23 protein-coding genes, 1 other RNA gene and 1 pseudogene are annotated in these 23322 nt (G+C 53.3%); 8 read left to right on the plus strand and 17 right to left on the minus strand.

Translation table 11 applies throughout. The features are described 5' to 3' along the window. The first annotated feature begins 78 nt into the window (after positions 1-78). A complete protein-coding gene (locus tag KNP60_RS11495) occupies positions 79-1116 on the plus strand; it encodes an SDR family oxidoreductase (protein ID WP_214797518.1) in 1038 nt (345 codons plus the stop codon). A 38-nt stretch (positions 1117-1154) separates the two neighbouring features. Here the strand turns inward: KNP60_RS11495 and KNP60_RS11500 are convergent, their stop codons facing one another. Both KNP60_RS11500 and KNP60_RS11505 read right to left on the minus strand, forming a co-directional pair. Continuing rightward, positions 1155-1478: a YflT domain-containing protein gene (locus tag KNP60_RS11500; RefSeq protein ID WP_034777657.1), complete on the minus strand. Its 324-nt coding sequence runs from the start codon at positions 1476-1478 to the stop codon at positions 1155-1157. Between the two features lie 104 nt (positions 1479-1582). Further along, entirely contained in the window at positions 1583-1810 is a 228-nt protein-coding gene (locus KNP60_RS11505) for a hypothetical protein (protein ID WP_214797519.1), read from the minus strand. 112 nt (positions 1811-1922) lie between these two features. Here KNP60_RS11505 and KNP60_RS11510 point away from each other — a divergent pair, with 112 nt between their 5' ends. Together KNP60_RS11510 and KNP60_RS11515 are read left to right on the plus strand one after the other, a co-directional pair. Beyond that, a complete protein-coding gene (locus KNP60_RS11510; protein WP_200881484.1) occupies positions 1923-2981 on the plus strand; it encodes a GTP pyrophosphokinase in 1059 nt (352 codons plus the stop codon). Between the two features lie 90 nt (positions 2982-3071). Continuing rightward, positions 3072-3509 carry a MarR family winged helix-turn-helix transcriptional regulator gene (locus KNP60_RS11515; RefSeq protein ID WP_034777659.1) on the plus strand — a complete coding sequence of 146 codons (438 nt, stop codon included), beginning with the start codon at positions 3072-3074 and terminating at the stop codon, positions 3507-3509. A gap of 107 nt (positions 3510-3616) precedes the next feature. On the opposite strand, the gene KNP60_RS11520 is transcribed toward KNP60_RS11515, so the two are convergent. The 5 genes from KNP60_RS11520 to KNP60_RS11540 form a co-directional block, all read right to left on the minus strand. Further along, a complete protein-coding gene (locus KNP60_RS11520) occupies positions 3617-4195 on the minus strand; it encodes a class F sortase (protein ID WP_214797520.1) in 579 nt (192 codons plus the stop codon). Between the two features lie 7 nt (positions 4196-4202). Beyond that, positions 4203-5000: a DUF4397 domain-containing protein gene (locus KNP60_RS11525; RefSeq protein WP_214797521.1), complete on the minus strand. Its 798-nt coding sequence runs from the start codon at positions 4998-5000 to the stop codon at positions 4203-4205. 252 nt (positions 5001-5252) lie between these two features. Continuing rightward, positions 5253-5966 carry a glycerophosphodiester phosphodiesterase gene (locus KNP60_RS11530; RefSeq protein WP_214797522.1) on the minus strand — a complete coding sequence of 238 codons (714 nt, stop codon included), beginning with the start codon at positions 5964-5966 and terminating at the stop codon, positions 5253-5255. Positions 5967-5977: 11 nt separating this feature from the next. Then, positions 5978-7444 carry a carboxypeptidase M32 gene (locus KNP60_RS11535; RefSeq protein ID WP_138859395.1) on the minus strand — a complete coding sequence of 489 codons (1467 nt, stop codon included), beginning with the start codon at positions 7442-7444 and terminating at the stop codon, positions 5978-5980. 66 nt (positions 7445-7510) lie between these two features. Beyond that, a complete protein-coding gene (locus KNP60_RS11540) occupies positions 7511-9043 on the minus strand; it encodes an FAD-dependent oxidoreductase (protein WP_214797523.1) in 1533 nt (510 codons plus the stop codon). 201 nt (positions 9044-9244) lie between these two features. Here KNP60_RS11540 and KNP60_RS11545 point away from each other — a divergent pair, with 201 nt between their 5' ends. Together KNP60_RS11545 and putP are read left to right on the plus strand one after the other, a co-directional pair. After that, positions 9245-10222 (plus strand): D-alanyl-D-alanine carboxypeptidase family protein, encoded by a 978-nt coding sequence (locus tag KNP60_RS11545; RefSeq protein WP_214797524.1) that lies wholly within the window; start codon positions 9245-9247, stop codon positions 10220-10222. A gap of 356 nt (positions 10223-10578) precedes the next feature. Further along, a complete protein-coding gene (gene putP, locus KNP60_RS11550) occupies positions 10579-12060 on the plus strand; it encodes a sodium/proline symporter PutP (protein ID WP_138859392.1) in 1482 nt (493 codons plus the stop codon). 152 nt (positions 12061-12212) lie between these two features. Here putP and KNP60_RS11555 read toward each other — a convergent pair whose 3' ends face one another. The 6 genes from KNP60_RS11555 to KNP60_RS11580 all read right to left on the minus strand — a co-directional run bounded on the left by KNP60_RS11555 (position 12213) and on the right by KNP60_RS11580 (position 16718). Next, complete coding sequence (locus tag KNP60_RS11555; RefSeq protein WP_233004283.1) at positions 12213-12506, minus strand: hypothetical protein; 294 nt, start codon at positions 12504-12506, stop codon at positions 12213-12215. 14 nt (positions 12507-12520) lie between these two features. Then, complete coding sequence (locus tag KNP60_RS11560) at positions 12521-13075, minus strand: hypothetical protein (RefSeq protein WP_214797525.1); 555 nt, start codon at positions 13073-13075, stop codon at positions 12521-12523. 79 nt (positions 13076-13154) lie between these two features. After that, the gene (locus tag KNP60_RS11565; protein WP_034777670.1) at positions 13155-13976 is read right to left on the minus strand and encodes a YihY/virulence factor BrkB family protein; all 822 of its coding nucleotides are present in this window, start codon (positions 13974-13976) and stop codon (positions 13155-13157) included. 107 nt (positions 13977-14083) lie between these two features. Further along, positions 14084-15502, minus strand: a complete 1419-nt coding sequence (locus KNP60_RS11570; protein WP_214797526.1) for an alanine/glycine:cation symporter family protein — start codon at positions 15500-15502, stop codon at positions 14084-14086. A gap of 59 nt (positions 15503-15561) precedes the next feature. Further along, the gene (locus tag KNP60_RS11575; protein ID WP_214797527.1) at positions 15562-16467 is read right to left on the minus strand and encodes a Gfo/Idh/MocA family protein; all 906 of its coding nucleotides are present in this window, start codon (positions 16465-16467) and stop codon (positions 15562-15564) included. A gap of 68 nt (positions 16468-16535) precedes the next feature. Continuing rightward, complete coding sequence (locus KNP60_RS11580; protein ID WP_214797528.1) at positions 16536-16718, minus strand: hypothetical protein; 183 nt, start codon at positions 16716-16718, stop codon at positions 16536-16538. Positions 16719-16996: 278 nt separating this feature from the next. On the opposite strand from KNP60_RS11580, the pseudogene KNP60_RS11585 reads away from it, so the two are divergent. After that, positions 16997-17872, plus strand: a pseudogene (locus KNP60_RS11585) (DNA/RNA non-specific endonuclease). Between the two features lie 163 nt (positions 17873-18035). Here KNP60_RS11585 and KNP60_RS11590 read toward each other — a convergent pair. Further along, the gene (locus KNP60_RS11590) at positions 18036-19199 is read right to left on the minus strand and encodes a THUMP domain-containing class I SAM-dependent RNA methyltransferase (RefSeq protein ID WP_114166232.1); all 1164 of its coding nucleotides are present in this window, start codon (positions 19197-19199) and stop codon (positions 18036-18038) included. Between the two features lie 105 nt (positions 19200-19304). Beyond that, an RNA gene (rnpB, locus tag KNP60_RS11595) (RNase P RNA component class B) lies at positions 19305-19672 on the minus strand. Positions 19673-19793: 121 nt separating this feature from the next. On the opposite strand from rnpB, the gene KNP60_RS11600 reads away from it, so the two are divergent. Next, positions 19794-20198: a hypothetical protein gene (locus KNP60_RS11600; protein WP_034777681.1), complete on the plus strand. Its 405-nt coding sequence runs from the start codon at positions 19794-19796 to the stop codon at positions 20196-20198. 38 nt (positions 20199-20236) lie between these two features. Here KNP60_RS11600 and KNP60_RS11605 read toward each other — a convergent pair whose 3' ends face one another. Then, a complete protein-coding gene (locus KNP60_RS11605; RefSeq protein WP_251131392.1) occupies positions 20237-21718 on the minus strand; it encodes a S8 family peptidase in 1482 nt (493 codons plus the stop codon). 78 nt (positions 21719-21796) lie between these two features. Beyond that, positions 21797-22204: a hypothetical protein gene (locus KNP60_RS11610; protein WP_214797529.1), complete on the minus strand. Its 408-nt coding sequence runs from the start codon at positions 22202-22204 to the stop codon at positions 21797-21799. 168 nt (positions 22205-22372) lie between these two features. On the opposite strand from KNP60_RS11610, the gene KNP60_RS11615 reads away from it, so the two are divergent. Next, entirely contained in the window at positions 22373-23263 is an 891-nt protein-coding gene (locus KNP60_RS11615; RefSeq protein WP_214797530.1) for a hypothetical protein, read from the plus strand. Positions 23264-23322: the final 59 nt, after the last annotated feature.

Raw genomic sequence — 23322 nt, forward strand, 5'->3', positions numbered from 1 at the left:
GAAACATCGGGCTGAAAGTGGCTCATTCCGCCGTCGCTTGTTATGATGGGGAGAGACTGAAAAGAGAGGAAGAACGCTGTGAACATTTTTATGACCGGTGCGACCGGATTTTTAGGAGGACGGCTCGCCCGCGAGTTGATTCATCGAGGCCACACGTTATGTGTCCTCGCCCGCACGCCTGAAAAAGTGGAGGCGATGTTCTCGCAGGACGAACGCCGCTCGATGACAGTGCTGGCCGGGGATTTGACCGCCCCGTTCCTTGGAGCGGACGATGAGTTTATCAAAAAACATGAGCGGAGCTTCGACTTGGTGCTCCACATGGCCGCGCTCGTCAAATTCGACGAGGAGCTCCGCGATGAGCTGTTCGAGACGAACTTGACGGGGACGCAGCAAGCGCTCGCCCTCGCGAAAGCTTTGCACTGCCCCCGCTTCTTCCACGTCAGTACGGCCTATACGCTCGGCGCACGCGAGATCGGAGATGAGTCGCTGTATGCGACCGATCAGACGTTCCATAACCCGTACGAGGAGAGCAAGGCCCATGCCGAACAAGCCGTCTGGGAAGCCCGGCATGACCTGGCCGTCTCCATTTTCCGGCCCGCCATCATCGTCGGCGACTCGAAGACCGGCGAGGCCGATTCGAAGTTCACGATGTACGGCTATATGCGGGCCCTGGAAGTGTTCAAGCGTCGACTCGAACGCAAAGGCGCGCCTGTCGGTCCGATCCGACTCCTCGGCTCCGAGACGGGCACGTCGAACCTCGTCCCGGTCGACTACGTCGCCGACGTGCTGCTCGCGGCCATCGAACACGCCAAGCCGGATACCATCTATAACGTGACGAACGATGCCCCGCCGCGCAACGAGACGATGCTCGAATATATGAAGCAGGCGCTCGAGTTCCCGCATTTGAAAATCACCGAGACGGCCACGTCCTCGTTGAGCAACGTCGAGCAGACGTTCAACGAGATGGTAAAAGTATTCAACCCGTACTTGAACCGCAACATCTCATTCCAGGATGCGAACACGAAACGCCTGTTGCAGGACGCCGGGTTCAAACCGCTCGATTTGAATGAGCGCTCGCTGCGCCGGATCGTGAACGCCTATTACGAGACGAAATGACAACAGCCGGGACTGATCCGTATCAGTTCCGGCTGTTTTTATGATTTGTCGCAAACGAGGACGATCTTCCCGGCTTGGATTTCACTTTCGAGTGACTCGACCATCTCTTTCGTCAGACCGAGGCTCTCGAGCTGATCGATGCGGTCATCCGAGTTTTTCGTGAACTTCGACATGAGTGATTCCCACAATCCTTTTTCAGTGATGCGGTATGGTTGTACACCTGCTTCTGCGGCAAGACGCACCGTCAATTCTTCATCTTTGGCAAATAAGTAAATGTTCTCGTTGACACATCCGCCTGACACCATTCCATTCACTTCATGGTCGACCGAGGTCATATCCCGCACGATTCTTGTTTCTAACATATTCATCCTCCTAAACGTCCGCTGTTCTAAAATCGAATAATATACTATTCCCGAAAAATGAGTCGTAAAACCCATTTTCCGTCAGCGATTTGAAAAAGAGGGACTCAAGAAAACGTGGCGGTCCAGTCATCGATTCCAAAATGATCGACGATGTCTTGGATTCGTGCCCGTTCCTCCGGTTCAGACGAGACCCCTTCACGGCTGAGACGGACAATATTGACCCCGGTCTGCCAATCGATCTTCCCCGCACGATAACCGGCCTGTTGCAACAGGCCGGCAACAATCTCGAGCTTCTCGCGCTCCATCGATTTCAATGTATGGCTCACTCTCACATGCGACACTCCTTCCCGTTCCAAGCCGTATTGTATCATAGGGACGGCAGACAGGTGCGACAGCGATTTCAATGATGCTATACTACTTATAATGAGACAAGGAGTGATGTAGATGCCGAGACAGGATATGAATACGATCATGCTCGACTATATGAATGAGAAAGAGGATTACGAGGCGTTCGCCGCCAAACTGAAGTCGCTTCTCAGTGAACTATTGAATGACGCCGGGATTCAGTTCCACTCGATCGTCGCCCGGGCCAAGGAAGCGGAGAGTCTATATGCCAAACTGTCCCGAAAACCGTACCAATACCGGTCATTGCGCGACGTCCAAGACTTGGCGGGGATTCGGATCGTGACCTATTTCCATGACGACGTCCGGGCCGTGGCCCAAATCCTTGAGGACGAGTTCCGAATCGACCGTGAACAGTCGATTGATAAATCCACCCTGCTCGACCCGAACGAGTTCGGCTACCTCTCGGTCCATTACGTCGTCGGTTTGAGTGACAAGCGGCTCGCTCTCGGGGAGTATCGCCGCTTCGAGGAGAAAGAGGCCGAGATTCAAGTCCGGTCCATCTTGCAACACGCCTGGGCCGAGATTGAGCACGACCTAGGCTATAAAAACCCGAACGCCGTCCCGCCGGAGATCAAACGCAGCTTCAGTCGTGTCGCGGGACTGCTCGAAATCGCTGATTCCGAGTTCGTCAACATCCGCAAGCAACTGCGGACGTTCGAGCAGGAGACGGTCGAACGGATCGTCGAGTCACCGGACAAAGTGAGTATCACCCGGGACAACTTGAACTATTATATCGCCAATGACGTCACTGTCGAGAAGCTCGATAACGCCATCTTCCAGAGCGACTGGTTGCTCGACACCGACCTGTCGACGATCATCGAACTGACGCGCATGTTCCATTACGCCGAGATTCGCACGTTCCAGGACTTGAGTGACACGCTCGATCGTTATTTCAACCGGGCCATCCAATGCGCGACGCTCTTACCGTCGTCATTATTGCCGCGGCAAGGGATGGGCGTCGTCTACGCAGTCCTCGCCAAGCTGCTCGCCGAAGGGGATGACCAGCAGATCGAGTTCTTCTTCCGCCGCTTCTATCCGGACTTGAAACATTACGATGAAGTCATCCAAGAACTTCGCATCCGTGAAGAGCCATCATAACTTTACAGACTTCATGTTTTTGTTGTAGAATGTTTTTATGTTCTGAAATATATGCAAATAATGATATTTACCTAGGAGGTACGCTTGAGGATGACAACACCTGTACAAACAGCATCTCGCCGTCAGCTCGTCGCTGATGCTGAGCGAGGGATTCGCATGAACTATCGCGGAGTGAAGAAAAACCTCCGGTCGATGTTCTCTCAATACTTGACGCGCAACGAATTCTTCATCCTTCGTTCGCTTTGTCAAAACAGTCCTCAAATCGCCTCGGCCTTATCGAACGAGTTTCAGTTCTCGGCTTCGATGATCACGGCACTCGCAGATGAGCTCACGAAAAAAGGATTAATCTCACGCGAACGTAGCGAACGCGACCGCCGCGTCGTCGAGTTACAGGCGACCGAGGAAGGTCGTGCCTTGTTCGAGACGTTAGAAGATATGAAAATCGAGTACTTGATGGACGTGTTCGAAGACTTTTCAGATGACGAATTGATTCTTCTGTCCAAATTGCTTGATCGAATGGACGCATAAAAACGACTGGGCCCGATTCATTTCGGCCGCAGTCGTTTTTCTTGTGTCGTCCTATAAACGAAAAAACCCTCGGTCAAGGCAGTTGCCTTGTGCGAGGGTTTTTTCGTTCATGCTTTGGCGATTGCCGTGACGACGATCCGGTCACGATATCCGTGTTCCGGGTCATATGGGCCCGCACATGTGATGAGCTGAAGCCGTGTCGCTTGGGTCGCCGCAAAGATCGAGGCGAGCGGAACGTCTTCGAGTCGGTACCGTTCGACGGAGACGACTTCATACTCGATCACCTTTTTGCTCCGCTGGAGCGTCACCGATTCTCCGAGGCGCAGTTCGCCAAGGTTTGCGAAGATGGCCGGTCCGCGAAGGTCATCGAGATGACCGGATAGTACGACGTTACCCGTCGCACCCGCTTTGGCCCCGTAACGATACCATCCGACCTCATCAGCGTCTGTCGGCGTATCCATCCGGTCGAGTCGGTCTTTCCCGACCGGTTGGATGACGGCATCGACATCAATTGACGGAATCTTCAGTCGTTTTGGGACGAACGTCTCTGTGTGAAAAGATTGACGATCGATCTCGGTCGCTGACAGGACGAGCGGTTCGGCGAAACCGACGGTCGTCAGTTTCGAGTCCGCGTCCGGTGCGTCCGCGCCCGGTGCGATCATAAGGAACGATAGCGTTCCAATCAAGAGAAGCTTAAGCGTCTTGCTTCTGACGACGAAAGACGTAGAAGCCAGCTGCTACTGCACCAAGGACTGCTGCTGCGAGCAACCAGTTCATTGATGCTGTCTGAGCGAGACCGCCTTGTCCTGTTTCTGGAGCTCCGGCCATTTCACCGCCGTCTGCTGCAAGGAGGACTTCAAACGCTGGTTCGCCTTCAAGGAGTCCGATGGCGAACGCCGTGTAGTTTTTGCCGCCTTCGAGGGCAACACCGTCAAGTGCCTTCACGACGTCAGTCGCGCCCGCCGGACGAACTTCGAGGTCATACGTGCCAGCGTCGAGTGTGCCATAGTCGCTGACTGCTTTGAACTCAAGGTTCGAGAAGAGCGGGTCGCCACCTTTAGGGGCTACATCGACTGCCGGTGCGTCAGGTGAGAAGTGAGCGACACGGACTTTCGATTTACCGTCTTCAAAGTTCGCATCGTCTTCCATTGCTGCGATCTCGATGTTTTCAAGTTGGCCGATTGCTGCCGCTGTGTAGAACTTGCCTGCTTCGATCGAGAGGTCTGCCGCAACGACGACCGTCTCGGCATCACCTGCCGGCTTGATCTCGACATTGTAATCTCCAGCCGGGAGTGTCAAATAGTCGGTGAGCGCTTTGAACTCTGCGCCTTCGACTGCGACTTCACCGTTGACGTAGACATCTACCGCCGGTGCATCAGGTGAAGCATGGAGTACACGTACCATCGCGTTCTCGTGTCCATCCGCACTGACCGGTACGATGAGTGCAAACGCCAAGGCGAGTGTACCAAGTAAAGACATCAATTTCTTCATGTGAAATTTCCTCCTTTTTCTGCTTGGGTTGACCGATTGACTGCATACGACAAGTTTGATGCGTGCTGCAAAGTGTGCTACATCTGATTGCTATGTAGCTGGTGACATCTTAAATTTAAGACAACGGAGCAATGGCGTAAAGGTGACGGTGTGCTCTGAATATGCCGCTGGACACATCGGGAAGAAACCGCTTTCTTTACATTACCCACACTTCCCCTTCACCTTAATGTAAAAACCCCGCAACGCGTAACGTTACGGGGTTGAATGTGCTTTGGCCCAGTCGATGTCGTTTACGAACACCGCATCGACCCCGAGCCGGCGAAACCGTTCGAGGTCATGCACCGTCTTGACGGTATAGGGACGCACGGCGAGCCCTTCTGTTTGAAGCTGTAGGATTTCCTCATCGGTCATCGTCCGGACGTTCGGATGCACGGCGGTCGCCCCGACCTTCGCACAGTACGCCACAAGGTCATAGAGCGGTTGGGCCAAGAGCACCGCACACTCGATATCTGGCGCCAACCGCTTCAAACGTTTGAGCGTCGCATGATTGAATGAAGAGAACACGATTTGTTCAACGGGGACACGTCGGTTCCGGATCGTATCGACCAGTCGCTGCTCAATCCCGGCATACCGTTCGATATCGGTCTTGACCTCGAGGTTCAGTACCACCGACGTCCCTTGACACAAATCGAACAGTTCATCTAACGTCGGAATCTGCTCGTGGACCGCGAACGTGACGCCCGCATTGACCGCTCTCAGTTCTGATAGCGTCATATCGGCGATCCGCCCTTGACCATCTGTCGTCCGATCGATCGTCTCGTCATGGATGAGAACGAGACGTCCATCTTTCGTCAGATGAACGTCCGCTTCAATCCCATCTGCCCCGGCCTCGAGTGCAGCTCGGAACGCTGTCATCGTGTTTTCGGGATGGCGGGCCATCACTCCTCGATGCGCGAAGAATCTCATCTGTATTCGCCTCAGTTCGTTTTATATTTGCTCGTCAAGTAGCGGACGAGCGGACGTACCGAGATGTCTTCCCCGGTCACTTGTTTGATCAACTCGTTCGGGGTAAGCGCCTTCCCATGACGATGGACATTGTCTTCGAGCCACTGTTTGATCGGGCCGAACTCGCCACTGCTGACGAGCGATTCAAACTCTGGATGGGCATCACGGAGCGCCTCTGTCAATTGGGCGGCATAGACCAAGCCGAGTGCATAGCTTGGGAAGTAACCGAATGAACCGCCGGCCCAGTGCACGTCTTGCAGGACGCCTTTCGCATCACTCGGGACATCGACACCGAGATATTCCTTATACAGCGCGTTCCATGCCTCTGGTAATTCCTCGACCGAAAGATCGCCTTGGATCAGTTTCTTTTCGAGCTCATAGCGGATGATGATATGCAGACTATACGTCAACTCGTCCGCTTCGATTCGAATGAGAGAGGGTTTTGCCTCGTTCACCCCGGCATAAAACGTCTCGAAAGAAACGTCCTGAAGCGCAGGGTGTTCTGTTTGAAGACGCGGATAGACGCTCTTCAGGAACGCTTCGCTTCGCCCGACAAAATTCTCGAAGAAGAGCGACTGTGATTCATGGATTCCCATCGAGGCCCCGCCTCCGAGCCCGAGCTCGTCGAGTTCCGAGTCGATTTGTTGCTCATACGTGGCATGGCCCGCTTCGTGCATCGTCCCGAACAAGGCGTTGCGGAAGTCGGCCTCGTCATATTTTGTCGTAATGCGCACGTCGCGCCGGTTGATCGTAATCTCGAACGGATGGACCGTCGCGTCGAGTCGGCCCCGTGTCAAATCGTAGTCGACGACACGCATCCAATCCTCGCACAACCGCTGTTGGACCGACTTGTCCATCGCCCAGTCGAGTCCTTGTACAGGTTCCGGCAATTCGCGGATGAGCGGGACGAGTTCGTCCCGGAGCGTCTGGAACAACGCATCGAGCTGTTCGACCGTCATGCCAGGTTCATAGTCGTACAGCAAAGCATCATACGGGTGAGACTCGTAGCCGAAATACTCCGCGAACTTGCGTTGGAACCCGATGATCTTCTCGAGATATGGGGCGAACATGTGCCAGTCATCCTGGTCCTTCGCTTTCTCCCATGCCGTCTCGGCTTCAGAGACGAGCGTCACGTACGCCTGATATTCCGATGAAGGAATTTTAGCGTTCCGCTCATACTGTGTCTTGGCGACGGCGACCGACCGGACTTCAATCGGCGTCAATTCCTCGGTCTCGGTCATTTGCGCGAGCAAGTCTTTGAACGACTCGCTCGTCTGGCGCTTGAACGCCTCAGTCGACAGATAGCCAATCGTCTCGGCCCGAAGCGGTGCCGATTGTTCCGGCATCTGGGTGCGCATGTCCCAGTATAGTAAAGAAATCGCCTCATCGAAGGCACGCAATTGTTTGAAATGGTCACGCCACTGCTTTGTTAGTTCCATTCTGATTCCACCCCTATGACAGTTATATCGTTACTTCTTTACTTTAATATAGACGAAGGAAGTTGCCTATTCTTTCGACACATCGGTTTTCCGTTCATACGAGAGCGGCTTCGTCGACGGCCCCTCCAATACGTTCCCTTTCGTATCGAATCGTGACCCGTGGCAAGGGCAATCCCACGAGCGTTCGGCGTCGTTCCAATTGACCGTGCAGCCCATATGCGTGCACCGTGTCGAGACGAGATGGCATTCGTTGTCGAGGTCTCGATAGGCACCGACCTTCTTTCCGTCGACTTGGACGATGCCTCCTTCGTCCAGTTGCAGGTCGTCGAGCGAACCGGGTTTCTCGAGTGAACCTTTGACGAACTGGGTCGCCGTGTCGAGGTTCGTTTTCAAGAACTGACCGACATCCGCCGGCTTGAACTTGGAACGGAGTGGATTTAATAGTTCTCGGAAGCGATTGTCCTCACCGGTCAACAGATCAGCCAAGAGGAGCCCCGAGGCGATCCCATTCGTCATCCCCCACTTGGCGAATCCCGTCGCGACGAACACATCCGGCTCCCGGCTAAACATCTGTCCGACATAGGGGAGATGATCCAGTGTGATCAAATCTTGTGAGGACCAACGGAAGCTGGCCTTTTTCGTATCGAACGCGTCATGGGCGAACCGGTCGAGTCGGTCATAACGCGAGCGCGTCTCCGTCACGTGACCACTTAAGTGACCCTCCCCTCCGACGAGCACGTACGTCTTCTCCCCTTCCTGGAACGTACGGAACGACCGACTCGGTGAATCGACGCTCAAATACATCCCCTCAGGTACACTTTGCTCGGTCTCGCAAGCGACGATATAAGAGCGTTCGACCTCGAACTTCGAGAAATAAAGTCCCCGGATATCATTGAACGGGTAATGGGTGGCGACGACGACTTGGTTCGCCTGGACGCGCCGTCCCGTCGATGTCGTGACGATTGGTCGGGGCCCGGAGCTGATTTCAGTCGCCCGCGTCTTCTCATGGAGTCGACCGCCCGCCTCAACGAAACGATCGGCTAGCTCGTTCAAGTACTTGACCGGGTGCATTTGGCCTTGGTCCCGGATGACAAGGGCTTGTTTCACTTGGAGCGGGAGCGCGGCATTCACTTCCTCCGTCGCGTCCCCGCCTGCGAGGTCGAGCTGCTCATACGCCTCCCGTTCGGCGACGAGTTGGCTCGATCCGTCGATAGAATATAAGTAAGAATCTTTCGTCTCGTAATCGATGTCGAAACCGTCCGCGACCTGGCCCTGCAAATAGCGAAGGGCCTCTTGATTGAGCTCATAATAAAGCCGGGCCGTCTCATGATTGAACGTTCGAATCAATTTGGAGTAAACGGTCCCGTGCTGCACGGAACATTTCGCCGTCGTATGACCGGTCGTCCCCCGTCCGACCTCGGCCGCCTCGAGCAAGACGACTTGTTTACCGCGTCGCTGTAGTTCGTAGGCTGTCACGAGCCCGGCGATGCCCGCTCCAATGACGACGACGTCACATGAGACCGAGCTTTCTAACTTTGGATACGGTACGGTCTCGTCGTGTTGACGCCACAGGGAATTGGTAAATGGATAACGATGCATGAAGGTGCCTCCTTTAGTGGGTTGAGTGTCTGTTATTGTGTATACCCATTCCACTTTATTTCATACGCGTCAATTATTGACCTGATTCTTTATTTTGATGACGATTTCAATAGGCTCCATCCATTATGGTAGAAAAGTAAACAATGAAGGAGCGATTACATAGTGAAACGAAACCGCAGACACCGTAGAAAGACGTACATCATGAGGCGATTGACCGTCGGCCTCGCCCTGATCGGACTACTCGCCATCATCCCTGCCCTAATCGGCTTCAAGCAAGACTCAGAACCAAAAGCAGAACCATCCGCTCCGGTAGCCGTCCCCGTCAAATCCGGACCGACTTTCCCGGAGATTCCAATCAAGGAATGGACACATCAACCGATTGCAGCAGCCGAGAAACCGGATCTGCTCGTCGGATCGATGGCGTTCGTCAATTTGACGGACGGTCAGATTTTAGTAGATAAGAACGCATCGGAACGCGTCTTTCCCGCCAGTACGACAAAACTGATGACCGCCCTCCTCGCTTATGAGACGGCAGTCGACAAAGACGAGCTCGACAAAGACGTGGTCGTGGTGAAACAGTCGACGCTCGATATCCCGTGGGACAGTCACATCGTCCATCTCGCAGTCGGTGACCGGCTCACCGTCCGCCAGGCGCTCTATGCGACGCTGCTCGAGTCGGGGAATGACGCCGCCAATAGCCTCGCCGAATACGTAAGCGGTTCGACACCCGAGTTCGTCAAGTTGATGAACGCCCGTTCGAAAGTACTCGGGTTGACCGGGACCCAATTTCGGAATGCGCACGGCTACTCCGACCCGGAACACTTTACGACTGCACTCGACATGGCTAAAATCACCTACGCGTTCGGCACGTATCCAGAGCTCGTCGAGATTGCCGGGACGTACGAATACGAGGCGAAGTTTGTCGATCAGGCCGGAGATTTGAAACGACGTTGGTGGTATCATCTCGGATCAGCCATCAACGAGCGGAGCATCCACTATTCGAAGCTTGTCACCGCAACGAAAACCGGATATACGGACGAATCAGGCTACACGATGGTGTTCTTGATGGAACGCGACGGCAAACAATACGCTTTGGTAACCATGCAGGCCAAGTCAGGACAGACGTTCCCGACGATGCGTACGGTTGAACAGATTGCTTTTGGCATTACTTATGAATAAATGGACATCAACCACCCGCTCTTCCCTGTACAGGGAAGAGCGGGTGGTTGTGTTAAAACATCAGAAAATAGACGAGTTATATGACAATCAGATGACACAGGGATAACACCTATATAACTAATTGTCAGAATATTTAAGCTTTAACCGTGAAAAATATCGGCCTTATCCATTGATACAATGCGCTTTAGAGCCATTTTTATGAAAAGATGACAGTTTGCAATGATTGAGTAGGTCCGTTATGGTTAGTCACAAGTTCGCCGAGTCATTCAAGTTTGACGCATTTGTGTGAGATTCACACATGGTTGAACTACGATTGATAAAACGACAACAATTGAACACGTACAGGAGGTAATCAAATGTTATGGCAAGAATGGGTATCCATCGCGCTTTATCTCGTGATGATGCTCCTCATCGGATACGTCGCCTATAAGCGAACGACCGATTCATCAGATTATATGTTAGGTGGCCGTAAAATGGGGCCAGGTGTTACCGCCATGTCAGCCGGAGCTTCGGATATGAGTGGTTGGATGTTAATGGGACTTCCGGGCGCAATGTACGCCACGGGATTATCAGCGATTTGGTTAGCCGTTGGATTGGTCATCGGAGCTTACTTGAACTACTTGTTAGTCGCTCCCCGTCTACGCGTCTTCACGGAGATGGCAAATGACTCGATCACGATTCCTGACTTTTTAGAGAATCGGTTCCGAGATCACTCGAACTGGCTACGGATCCTGTCTGCATCCGTTATCATCATCTTCTTCACGTTCTACACGTCAGCCGGACTTGTGTCTGGTGGGAAGTTGTTCGCAAGCTCGTTCGGGCTTGACTATCAGATGGGCGTCATCGTGACGATTAGCGTCGTCATTCTTTATACGCTCTTCGGTGGTTTTACAGCCGTCAGTTGGACGGACTTTGCACAAGGTGTCATTATGTTCCTTGCGCTCGTCCTCGTCCCAATCGTCGCTTTGACAGACGTCGGTGGTGTTTCAAACGCCGTCAACACGGCCACGACGCTCAACACGGATTTGTTCGACCTCTTTAAAGGAACGTCGACGCTCGGGATTATCGGTCTCCTCGCTTGGGGACTTGGTTACTTCGGTCAACCGCACATCATCGTCCGCTTTATGGCGATCCGTGATGTGAAATCATTGAAGACGGCACGCCGTATCGGTATGGGCTGGATGACAGTCTCTATCATCGGTGCCGTTATGACAGGTCTCGTCGGAATCGCCTACTTCCGTGGTCAAGGGAATGCCCTGGCTGACCCGGAAACGGTGTTCATCCGCTTCTCAGAAGTATTGTTCCACCCGTTCATCACTGGATTCTTGCTCGCTGCGATTCTAGCAGCGGTCATGTCGACCGTATCGTCACAGCTTCTCGTGACATCGTCAGCGTTGACAGAAGACTTCTATCGCAAGTTCTTCAATAAAGAAGCAAGTGAGAAGACGATGGTTCTCGCCGGTCGAATCGGTGTCTTAACGGTCGGAGTTGTCGCGACTCTCATGTCGCTCAGCCCATCGAACACGATTTTGACGCTCGTCGGCTATGCGTGGGCAGGCTTCGGTTCAGCCTTTGGTCCAGCGATTCTCTTGTCGCTCTATTGGAACAAGATGACGCGTCAAGGTGCCCTCGCCGGAATCCTTGTCGGTGCCATTACGGTCATCCTTTGGATCGTGACTGGACTCTCGAGCGTGATTTATGAGATGGTGCCAGGCTTCTTCCTCAGTATGCTTGCCATCGTTCTCGTCAGCACGTTCACGAGCCAACGTGAACAAAAACGAATCAACCGTGAATTCAGTGAAATGGAAGCTGAACTCGCCGTTGCGAAAAAAGAATAACATCAATCAAAAACGCGGGCCGAACGGCTCGCGTTTTTTTTGTTGCGCACAGTCACGTATCTTTACTTTAACACGGCTTGTTTTATAGAACACCGTGATCAATGCATTAAAGAAAAGCCCGCAGATATGATATCTGCGGGCTTGAGACTCGATTACATCGCTCTCGCCATGAACCATAATTGAATGAAAAATGGCACCAATACGAGGACGAGCATCGCATTGCGCATCCATCGATTACGGTTCCAGTAGTACGCCATCAAGACGAACGGATGTAGTGCCGTCAGCTGATATGGGTTGAACCAGAACCAGGTGAGCATCAATACGATAAAGAAATATAACACAGAGCGTTGTTTCGTGGTGCGCCATTCGCGCCACATGTCGAACGCCCCTTTGAAGAATACGATAAACGTCACGATCCAAAACACCATCACAATGATACTATTCAATGACTAGACCACCTTCATGAGACATTTTCAATATAGAACCCGCCCCAGTAAATATGTCGATACGTGTATTCTTTTCCACTCTCTGCCGTGATGATGATTTCATCCTCAGTCAATACGAGCACATGGACCGGAATCTCACCTTTTCGTAACATCGGGCTAAACAGTTGAAACTGTTTGTTCAACCATTTCCGCTCCGAGAAATCACGGTAATGATGCAAGGCGAGCGACGGATGAACCAAGAACACACCAATGATCAAAGCGATGGCTCCCGGTGAGGCGACCACTTCAAGCAGTAACGAGAGGACGAGCAGAAGCGATAAGACCGCATAACCGAACTCAAGGAGCTCCATCAAAGAGGCTCGACCGGCAATCACGTACTGCATGACGCGGAAGGCCACGTACAGTAACAGACTGACCATCACATACTGGGTGAACGGAGCGCTACTCATCTCAACGTCCAAATAGAACAAGATCGGCAGTAACATGACCCACTTCCATAATTGTAAGGCGAGGTAAAACAATGTTTGATCGATGAAACGACGATTGTGTACGAGCCGTTGCATATCCATGTTTCCCACCTCCGATTAAAAGATGTGATCTTATCGATATCATTCCCTGAATCAAAGATTGATAACAACGATTTACACGTCAACCGGATATTTCTTTTTGTTCGATGAGCGTGGCGTTCAGGAGTCCCCCGAGAAGGATGACCGAGGCCGCCAGGTAGAACCAGATCAACAAGATGATAAAGGCACCGAGCTGACCGTAAAACTGTTCATAGTTTGCATACTGTGAATAGTAGCTGAATACGTTCGAAACTGTCAAGATGCCGATTGTCGCAAAAGCCGCCCCGGCCCAGCTGTCTCGGAACGTGCCGCGATGGCTCGGCAACCACTTATAGACGAGCAGGAAGACACTGAACAGGATGAGTGTTCCGATGATCCAACGGAAGTAGAACCAAATCTGGGCATATCGGGCGACGATGTCATCGATAAAGATGATATGGGTCGCCAACTCTCGTAGCGCCGTCTCGATGACCGGGACGAGCAACGAGAACGGCAGGACGAACATGAGCGCGAGCGTCACGGCGATGTCTTGCAACACCCCGCGCCAGAACGCTTTGTTTCGGATCAGTCGATAGGCGTCGTTCAAGGAGCGAACGAGCGATTGGACGGCCATCGACGAGATCCAAAGTGCCGGTAAGATGCTGAGCGAGGCCAAGCGCAGTCTCGAATCATCAAAAATGGCTTCGATGTTCCCTTGTAACAATCGATAACTCGCTTCGGGCATCACCAAGGACAACGCCGAGATAACGTCTCCGCTCGAGAACGGCAGCCATCCGACGATGCCGAGGACGAACAATAGAAATGGGAATGTGGACAGGATGAAATAGTAAGCCAACATCGCGGCTTGATCGAAGAATCGTTCGGCAAAAAATCGTTTGAATGTGTGAAGAAATGGTTGTATCATATCCTGCGCTCTTTTCTATTTTTATTATATAATTACGGTATGTGAAATAAAAAAGTTTCAAAAAGGAAAGGCAGGACTGGCGCTGTACGTCAATCCTTGCCTTACACTCAACTAATATTCTCTCGTTTCGCTTCCCATGCTTCGACGTGCTCTTTCCCTGGCAGCTCGACGTCGTCCCGATTGAACACCGGATCGCGCCCTGCTCGTTTCTGGGCCACGTAATCATCAAGCAACAGTTTCGCGACTTTACTGAGTCGGAAGATGGCGTACATGTTCACGAGTGCCATCAGACCCATGAAGATGTCGGCGATCGACCAGACAAGCCCGGCTGAACGGACCGAACCGAACAATACCATCCCGATGACGGCGATCCGGTAAATGACGAGATACACTTTCCGTTCCGAGATGAACTCGATGTTCGTCTCCCCGTAATAGTAGTTCGCCAAGATCGAGCTGAAGGCGAACAATAAAATCGCGATCGTCATGAGCGATGTCGCGACCGGCCCGATCTCGGTGAGGAGCGCCTCTTGGGCAAGTTCGATGCCTTGGAAATCTTCAGAACCCGGCATGCCAGAAATGAGGACAATCATCGCCGTCGCCGTACAAATAAAGAGCGTATCGACGAACACGCTGAGTGACTGAATGAGACCTTGCTTGACCGGGTGACTGACCTCGGCGGTCGCAGCCGCGTTCGGGGCCGACCCCATCCCCGCCTCGTTCGAGAACAAGCCTCGGCGAATCCCTTGCAAGACGGCCGCACCGACCGCTCCGCCAAGCAGTTGTCGAATCCCGAGCACGCCTTCTGAGAAAATGGCTGAGAATACGGCCGGGACGACCTCCAAATTCGTCAAGACGACCCACAGGGCGAGCAAGATATAACCGCCAGCCATGATTGGGACGATGATCCCTGACAGCGTCGAGATGGACCGGATCCCACCGAAGATGACGATCCCCGTCACGACGGCCAAAATAATCCCGATCCAAAGCGTGTCGATCTCGAAGACGTTGTTGACCGACAAGGCGATCGTGTTGGCCTGGACCGAGTTGAATGCAAATCCAAAGGCGAACGTGATCAGAATGGCGAACACGATACCGAGCCATCGCTGACCGAGTGCCCGTTCGATATAGTAGGCCGGTCCGCCGCGCCACGCTTTGCCATCATGCACTTTGTACACTTGGGCGAGCGTGCTCTCGACGAACGCTGACGCCGAACCAATCAACGCGATGAGCCACATCCAAAACACGGCACCCGGTCCCCCGAGTGCAATCGCGGTCGAGACGCCGGCGATATTCCCGGTCCCGACCCGTGCTGCCGTCCCGATGGCGAACGCCTGGAACGACGATACTTGTCCTTTTTCGTGCTTGATCCCTTTGACGAATAACAGCTTGAACATCTCGGGCAGCATCCGGAACTGGACGAACCCCATCCGAATCGTGAAATAAAGCCCACCGGCAATCAATACGAAAATGAGTACGTACGTCCATAACAAATCATTCGCCTGCATGACGAGCTCGCGAATGTCCATGCGCATCCCCTCCTTTTACGGAGTTATTACCCGCTCGACGGACCGCAGAAACGAGACGGTCAGCGCGAAGCCTCTTCTAGTATGCGTTCACAGAGCGCATGCGTCGTCAGACTATCAGCAGCGAGCACCGACTCGTTCGGTTCGCCGTTCAGTAACTTGATGAACGCATCGATCATCGTCGTGAAGCCGCGACGCATAAGGTTCGACTCCCACGGACTCAGAGCCCGCTCGAGCATGCCGTCGCGCGTGAAGTCATACACGCGCTCGACGTCGCGGGACACCCGCTTCAGACGCGGAGACATCACTTCCATCACTTCTTCCGTACAACCGTTGTCGCGGTTCATGATCCCGAGCGCTTCGATCCCATCCGCCGTGAATTGAATCTGCAACTGTTTCAGCGTCTCTCCTTCATAGCGCGTCCGCACCGACAAATTCTCAACCGGTGCGAGCCCCGTCAAGTAACGGAGCGTGTCGACGACGTGGACGAAATCCTCGATGATGAACTCTCGGAGCGTCGCCGGTTGATACGTGCGATTCTTTTGAATGAGGACGAGGTTTTGGTCCGTGACTTCCTTCAAGGCCGCCGTCGCCGTCGCGAAACGACGATTGAAGCCGGTGACGAGTTCGACCCCGTTGTCTGCCGCGAGCCGCACGAGCCGCTCCGTCTCGTCGAGCGAGAACGTGACCGGCTTATCGATGAACACATGGACGCCCCGCTCGAGCACGTAGCCGACCTGGTCCGCGTGGGCCGACGTCGTCGAATGGATCAACACGCCATCCACCTCATCGAGCGGCACGTCTTGTAACGACCGGTAATGGCCGCTGAATCGGTATTTGTCGACGAGCTGCCCCGCTTTCGCCTCATCTCTTGAAACGAGATAGACGTCCACCTCTTCTAATCCGGCATAAACCGGTAAATACGCTTTTTTCGCGACATCCCCTAACCCAACAACTACGATCTTCATTTCAACATCTCTCCTCTTCGATGGACTGAACAAAACCCCATGGCGTACGCCCGGGGTCGATGGTTCACTTAATGGACGGCAAGAATCTCAAAACTCGTGATCGGCTTGCGAATCGCATCCGACACGATTTGATATAGGTCGGCGAGTTGCTCATTATCCTTTAAATCTGGCGTCCGGTCGAGCTCGACTTCACACGTTCGTGTCGTCTTTTCCTTATCTTGAAACGCATATTCAATCGTATATGTCTGCATGACACGTCTCCTCTCAAGCGATGTATACGTATGTATAGCCTGAAACGAAACGATTGAAACGCCTCGGGTGTGCGACACAAATCGCTCGAGAGCCCCTGTTCGACCCGCGCTCCCCCATTGTACCATTCGTACCTAGGGCGACGCCTCCTCCATCTGTGACAAAATCTGTCTCGTTTGTCGGAAGCACGATTAAAACCGCCTCCAATCCGTTTGCTTGTAAATGTGGGCGAAGATTCCTAGAATGGACAAGTATGCATCAAAGACATAGGAGTTTTAACATGAAAAACAATCTTACTTATCTTGCCTTCCCGCTGGCCATGCTGTTGTTGGCCGGTTGCACGAACGAGACAGAACCGAATCCCGAGTCGAAGACGGAACCTCAGGAACAGGTTACCGTTGAGACGGAGCCCCCTGACCAGACCGGAACGAACGATCACTTCACGGGCTACGACTTGATTGAAGTCGAGGGTGGAGATTTGTCAGGCGACCGCGAGCATCATGTCGTCGTCGATATCGGATACGGGGAACGCGAGTACTGGGCGTTCACGAACGAGCACGGACAACTCGTGAAAGTGCTCGCCGACGAGATCGTCTTGCAAGATGATGAGCTCGAGGACGTCACGTCTTCGGGTCGCTATTATTCAGACGAGGCGAAAGTGCCTGGTGTCGAGCATCGCGACCTCGACGAAGGGCACGTCATCGCCGATTCGCTCGGCGGCGTCTCGAACGCCTTCAACATCACTCCGCAAGACAGCACGCTCAACCGCCACGGGGACCAGGCGTACATGGAGAGCGTGATCCGGAGCGCAGGCGGCGCGACCGACTTCGAGGCCATCATCACCTATCCGGATACGGAGACACAAATCCCTTCACACTATGAGTACACATACACTGTCAAAGGAAATGTCATTACCGATTCGTTCGACAACGTGAACCCGGACGAGGTGAACTAGTCGCTCGGGCTGACCGAGAGTGCGACTGAAGCCGAGTCCGTGTCTGAAGACGGTGACGTCGCGAGCATCGATATGAATGGGAACGGCCAAGTGACGATCCAAGAGGCGAAGGACGCCGGGTTCACCATGCCGATTACGAGCGATCATTGGCTCTATCCTTACATGCATGACAATGATGGCGACGGGATGGTCGGAGAATAAGCTCTTTGCATCGCCCACAACGATATGAAAGAATCATCGACGTCACGCTCTTCCTGACCAAAGGGAGAGCGTTTTTTTTATGGTGCGTCGATATGAGATTGTAAGACATAAAATCAAGCAAAAAAGGACCATAGACGAGTGTCTACGGTCCTTCGACCAATTGTTATTTTGAGTCAGTCGACTCAACAGGGCGTCTCGGCGGACGCTTGCCGAAGAACTGGTAGTATTGCGTCTCAATATTTCCGTTGTACAGCTTACGGCGTTTCGTCGCCGGACGGCCGTACGCCTTCTCGAAGTCCTCATAGCTCGTCAACATGTAGACGCTATAGCCCGGATACTTGGCGAACTGTTGACCGATCCGCTCGTACAGGTCGATAATCTCTTCTTCGGTCTGCAACCGTTCACCGTATGGCGGGTTACCGATGATGACACCGTACTCTTCTTTCGGCTTCAAGGCAGCCGCGTCACTGTGGACGAACGTGATGGCGTCACGGACGTCAGCGAGCTCGGCGTTGTCCTTGGCGAGCTTGACCATGCGTGGGTCGAGGTCGATGCCGTAAATTTTGAGCGGTTTGTCCCACTCCGCTTTCTCGTTCGCTTCATTGATCGCCTCATACCAAGCTTTCTTCGGTACGCACGGCCAGTCTTGTGAACAGAACTCACGGTTGAGGCCAGGTGCGATGTTGCGACCGATGAGCGCCGCCTCGATGGCGAGCGTCCCAGAACCGGTGAAGACGTCATAGAACGGCATGTCCGGCTTCCAGTTCGTCAGCTGGATCATCGCCGCGGCCATCGTCTCTTTGAGCGGTGCCTGTGAGTGAAGCTCACGGTACCCGCGACGGTGAAGCGCGTCACCTGACGTGTCGATCGTGATCGTCGCGACATCTTTCAACAAGGCGACTTCGATTGGATAGTACGCGCCTGTCTTCGGAAGCCACTCGCCCGGCTTGTCGTATCCGCGTTGCATCGCGTCGACGATCGCTTTCTCCGTGATCTTCTGACAGTCGCGGATCGAGAATAACTTCGACTTGACCGAGCGGCCGTCGACGATGAACCGGGCGTCCCACGGCATGAGATCCGTCCAAGGCAGTTCGACCACACCGTCGAACAGTTCCGTGAACGTCGTCGCTTTGAACTCGGCGACGACGAGCTTGACGCGGTCGGCCGTCCGGAGCCAAAGGTTGAGACGTGGAATGTCCTCCATCTCCGCGTCGATATAGACGCGTCCATTCTCGACCTCACACGTGTAGCCGAGGTCACGTACTTCTTTGGCGACGAGAGCCTCGATGCCCATCGCCGCGGTGGCGATCAGTTTACGTTTTGCCATACTATCCCTACTTTCTATAGTGTAACTCCTAAAATGGTCATGTAAAAAGGAGCTCAAGTAGGATTGCTTGAACTCCTGGTCAATGTTAAATGAGAGACTATGCTGCCCTGTAAGCCATGTTCTGTACTCCGGTGCTCATAACGGTCTCCCTGGCACGATGGAGTGACAATCATCTATCTGCGCCGATTGGCGCCTTCCGTCCCGTTCGGTTCCAGTCAGGAAGTTCCCCTACCATAGTTTGGGTTTCTCGCTCGTGGGGTTTACCTCGTTCCACTCTGAACGTTTCCGATCAGACTCCGTCACTGTGGCACTTTCAAGAAGCTTGCACCATATCCGAGGACTTAGGTGCTTCTTCTGCCGTCAACTTGCGTTGCCTACACTTATCTTTTCGTGTAGCACGATCACTACAGCCATCACAGGCTGTGCGAGCATGGACTTTCCTCAAGACTTGCGTCCCGCGATTGCCCAGACCTCATAGTCACTTTACCCATTGTAGCGGATAACCCGCGAAATGACAACCGAGAACCTGAACTTGATTTTCATGGGCGTCAGCGCTAAAATAAGGCGTGTTCCATTGAACAAGGAGGGATTTTGATGCGTCAAGATGCAAAAAACGGTTGGATTCAACGACTGACCTATGTGATTGAAATCGATGACATTAAAGCGCTCCACCCGAACAACGGCGTGTTCGCCTTCTACCGGAATAATCGACTCGTTCGAGGATTCGAGCCGTTTGACATCAAAGCACCAAATGAATTGTCCAAACGTTCGTATCACTTCGACCATCATAACTTGGCCCACTTACAGGAACGTTTTCCTGAATCAATCCCGACGTTCGACGCGTCGACACAGACACGTCGCGCCTGGAGCGACGACGTCCGCGTCGGCCTCTGCGAGATCATCGTCGACGGGAAACTGAGTTTTGAACATATCGACGATAACGGCAACGTCTTAGAAGCGAATATCCGTTGGAGTGGTGAAGCCATCACGAAAGCATAAATCAACACCCGAAGCCAGCACTGGCTCCGGGTGTTTTTTTATGTCGATTCCGCCGAAGTGTCCGTCTCGTCTTGAACCGGTTGCGGCGCATATTTGACCGGCACCACTTTTTCAGTGACGTCGGTCGGCTTCAACAGCACCGTATAGGCCGATCCCGTGTCACCACGAACAGGGAACTTGCCCGGTACATGAAGCGCTTCATAGACGACTTTCTTGTTCGCGTCGAGCACGGTGACGACGCCTTTTCGGGACGTGGTCAACTCAAACGTTCCGGCATCGGCCGCTCTGACCGTGACTAACGGCTTGACGGCGTTCACATAGGTGAACGAACGATTGACCGAGCGTTTGTGTTTCCCGTCGGTGACGGTGGCATTCAGGCGATATTTCCCGCTCGGTAACCAATCTCCTCCGGCATACATCGTAAACATCGATTTCCCGGCTGAGAGCGTCTTCACTTTACGCGTTCCTTGATACAACGTATACGTCGTCTTCAAGTTCGACTTTTTCATGACCGTCAGTTTCGCTTCTTTCACATAGCGGCTCTTGAGCGTCGATGGTGCGGAGAGCGCGACCGGTCGTGGCGTCGCATCGATCAGCCGCTTCGTGTTGAGCTCGGTATACGTCTTCCGGCTCGCACGTGGCATTTTTTGAAGCAAAGCATCGATGTCGGCCGGCGTCAGGAACGGATTGACCGATTTGACGAGCGCGATCCCAGCCGACACCATCGGCGCCGCCATCGATGTCCCGTCCATGTAGACGAAGCTATTTTTCACGCCGAGCGACAAGACATTCACCCCGGGCGCCACGATTTTGACTTGGCTGTCCATATTGCTAAAAGCAGCGACACGGCGGTTTGCGTCGATCGCCCCGACCGCGATGACTTCTTTCATATTGGCCGGGAACGACGTTTTCTTCTTCCCGTCATTCCCGGATGAGGCGACGATGACGACACCTTTGGCACGGGCCCGACGAATCGAGTCGGCGAGGACGCGGTCATAGTCTTGACCTCCGAGCGACATGTTGATGACGTTCGCCCCTTTCGCGACCGCCGTGTCAACCGCCTTGGCGACCGTCCAAGAATCCGTGTACTCCGAATTTTTGCCGTAAAAGACGTTATAAAAATGATAACGCACGTTTGGAGCGAGCCCTGCCATTCCGAACTTGTTGTGACGTCCGGACATGATGCCTGCCGTGTGCGTGCCGTGATAGTCGACACTATACGGGCCTTTCATCGAGTTGACGACACGCGGGACGTTATACAGCTCTTTATGACTCCGGTCGGCCGATGAATCGATCAAAGCGATGACGATGTCCGACGCCCCTCGGGTCGTATTCCACGTCAAGTCGGTACCCGTTTGCTTGATATAGTACTGATGACCGACCCTAGGCTCGGCCACGACATAGCCGTGCTTTTCCAACAGCACCGGTTTGGCCGCGTCCACAGACGTAGGGACAAGCAGCGCGAGCGCTGCTGCAATCATAATTTTTTTCATCGCCTTCCGCTCCAATCCACACTTCATAAGATGACCCCATTATCTCAAATCACGCGGTTAATTTCCCTTTTTTTCAAAAAATAGATTGTGACATTTTTGCGACGCTTACCAATAGTCCGGCTGGTCAGGGTCGTGCATCTCGTATTCAATGATTTTTCCGATCGTCAAATACGTGTAATAGCGCGCCAGCTCCGTCCGATACGGGTCAGGTGTGAATCCGTCCAAGTCCTCGCCAAGCGGTGAGCCGTCGATCGTCTCGAACTGTTGACAGAAGAACGATTCCGTCTCCTTGTCCCAGACGATATTGTCGCCGATATAGCCGCTCCCGAACCGGATATAATCGATGATGGAAGGCACGATCACTTCGGCCGGAAGCCGCTCACTCATGCGGCCGACCAATTCATAGCGGACCCGATCGGCATACTCGGCTTGGTCGAGGGACGTACATTTCAAGACCTCTTTATTGATTTCAATCAAGACGACATAGTCCCCCGGATCAATCGATAGCTTCATCTCATCACCTCATCTCAACTTCCACATAGCTCTATCTTAACAAATATTCGGAACGAAACCGCGAAATCCTGTATGCCTGTAAAATTTTCCATCTGGTCGATTCATACAACATGACGAAATCTGTTTTTGGTATACTGAATGAGATGACATGAAGAGAGGAAGTGCAGTATGGCCAAACGCCCTTTGACCCCTCGCGAGAGTGAATTGATCGCCACGGCCTTGTTCGTCGTCGGGAACGTCCCTTACGTCGGGCACATCGACCGGCTCGAGTCGATCACGCTCCGGGATATCGCAGACGACTATTTGAGTGGAAAAAATTCCGTCGCCGACGCCGTCGAGGCGCTCGACCAATACATCTATGTCCGACGACACCGTTTCAAAAACGTCACGCCGAACAACCTTTGGACGCTTGACGATCGGACCGAGCAGGAGGCACTCCGCTATATCGTGCGCCGGCCTGAGCTGAAGAAAGGCGAGACGCTCAGCAAAAAGGATCAACCGTTCACTGTAGGCCAAGATATCGAGTTCAAGGTCGATAAACAGCTCGATCGCGGTCAGTTCCGGATTTACATCGGTAAACTGAACGGCTACACGGTGAAAGCCCAGTCGAAAGATAAAGAAAAACTCAAATCGGTCAAAGGATGGATCACCCACCTCGACCGGAAAGACCGACTCGTCTTTGTCAACATTTCCGAGTTCGGGCGCGAACCGATCGACCCGGACGCCAAAGTCCGGCTCGAGGCGATGAGCGCCGCGCTGCTCGGCTGGTTCGCCACCGCCACGTTACCAACCGAGGATGAAGCGATGACGGCTAAACAGATGATTGCCACGCTCCAACGCCGTGACCAACCGTACTGGTTCACGTTGAATGTCGCGATGAACCATCCGAAGCCCGAGCACTTCAAGCGGTGGGGCACAGTCGTCAACCTGCTCGTCAAGGCGAGCGCCGGCGACGCTTCTGCTCTTCAGACACTCGAGGCGCAAGAAGACAAGTATTTCAAAGATGCCTTCTTGCGGGCGCTTCGAGCCTTGCATAAAGAACTGACCAAAACGACATAACATGCAGGTGACCTGCCACGGGTCACCTGTTTTCGGTGTCGTGATAGAAAGGAAGAGAG

It is taken from the genome of Exiguobacterium sp. s5, from assembly GCF_018618075.1.
Lineage (GTDB): Bacteria > Bacillota > Bacilli > Exiguobacteriales > Exiguobacteriaceae > Exiguobacterium > Exiguobacterium mexicanum_A.

What these genes read in the sequence shown, in the direction of transcription:
- KNP60_RS11615 (WP_214797530.1), top strand. Translation starts at nt 22,373, where the DNA reads ATGGCCAAACGCCCTTTGACCCCTCGCGAGAGTGAATTGATCGCCACG.
- KNP60_RS11580 (WP_214797528.1), bottom strand. Translation starts at nt 16,718, where the DNA reads ATGCAGACATATACGATTGAATATGCGTTTCAAGATAAGGAAAAGACG.
- KNP60_RS11610 (WP_214797529.1), bottom strand. Translation starts at nt 22,204, where the DNA reads ATGAAGCTATCGATTGATCCGGGGGACTATGTCGTCTTGATTGAAATC.
- KNP60_RS11575 (WP_214797527.1), bottom strand. Translation starts at nt 16,467, where the DNA reads ATGAAGATCGTAGTTGTTGGGTTAGGGGATGTCGCGAAAAAAGCGTAT.
- putP (WP_138859392.1), top strand. Translation starts at nt 10,579, where the DNA reads ATGTTATGGCAAGAATGGGTATCCATCGCGCTTTATCTCGTGATGATG.
- KNP60_RS11600 (WP_034777681.1), top strand. Translation starts at nt 19,794, where the DNA reads ATGCGTCAAGATGCAAAAAACGGTTGGATTCAACGACTGACCTATGTG.
- KNP60_RS11530 (WP_214797522.1), bottom strand. Translation starts at nt 5,966, where the DNA reads ATGAGATTCTTCGCGCATCGAGGAGTGATGGCCCGCCATCCCGAAAAC.
- KNP60_RS11500 (WP_034777657.1), bottom strand. Translation starts at nt 1,478, where the DNA reads ATGTTAGAAACAAGAATCGTGCGGGATATGACCTCGGTCGACCATGAA.
- KNP60_RS11570 (WP_214797526.1), bottom strand. Translation starts at nt 15,502, where the DNA reads ATGGACATTCGCGAGCTCGTCATGCAGGCGAATGATTTGTTATGGACG.
- KNP60_RS11605 (WP_251131392.1), bottom strand. Translation starts at nt 21,718, where the DNA reads ATGAAGTGTGGATTGGAGCGGAAGGCGATGAAAAAAATTATGATTGCA.
- KNP60_RS11540 (WP_214797523.1), bottom strand. Translation starts at nt 9,043, where the DNA reads ATGCATCGTTATCCATTTACCAATTCCCTGTGGCGTCAACACGACGAG.
- KNP60_RS11510 (WP_200881484.1), top strand. Translation starts at nt 1,923, where the DNA reads ATGCCGAGACAGGATATGAATACGATCATGCTCGACTATATGAATGAG.
- KNP60_RS11515 (WP_034777659.1), top strand. Translation starts at nt 3,072, where the DNA reads ATGACAACACCTGTACAAACAGCATCTCGCCGTCAGCTCGTCGCTGAT.
- KNP60_RS11590 (WP_114166232.1), bottom strand. Translation starts at nt 19,199, where the DNA reads ATGGCAAAACGTAAACTGATCGCCACCGCGGCGATGGGCATCGAGGCT.
- KNP60_RS11565 (WP_034777670.1), bottom strand. Translation starts at nt 13,976, where the DNA reads ATGATACAACCATTTCTTCACACATTCAAACGATTTTTTGCCGAACGA.
- KNP60_RS11525 (WP_214797521.1), bottom strand. Translation starts at nt 5,000, where the DNA reads ATGAAGAAATTGATGTCTTTACTTGGTACACTCGCCTTGGCGTTTGCA.
- KNP60_RS11560 (WP_214797525.1), bottom strand. Translation starts at nt 13,075, where the DNA reads ATGGATATGCAACGGCTCGTACACAATCGTCGTTTCATCGATCAAACA.
- KNP60_RS11535 (WP_138859395.1), bottom strand. Translation starts at nt 7,444, where the DNA reads ATGGAACTAACAAAGCAGTGGCGTGACCATTTCAAACAATTGCGTGCC.
- KNP60_RS11545 (WP_214797524.1), top strand. Translation starts at nt 9,245, where the DNA reads ATGAGGCGATTGACCGTCGGCCTCGCCCTGATCGGACTACTCGCCATC.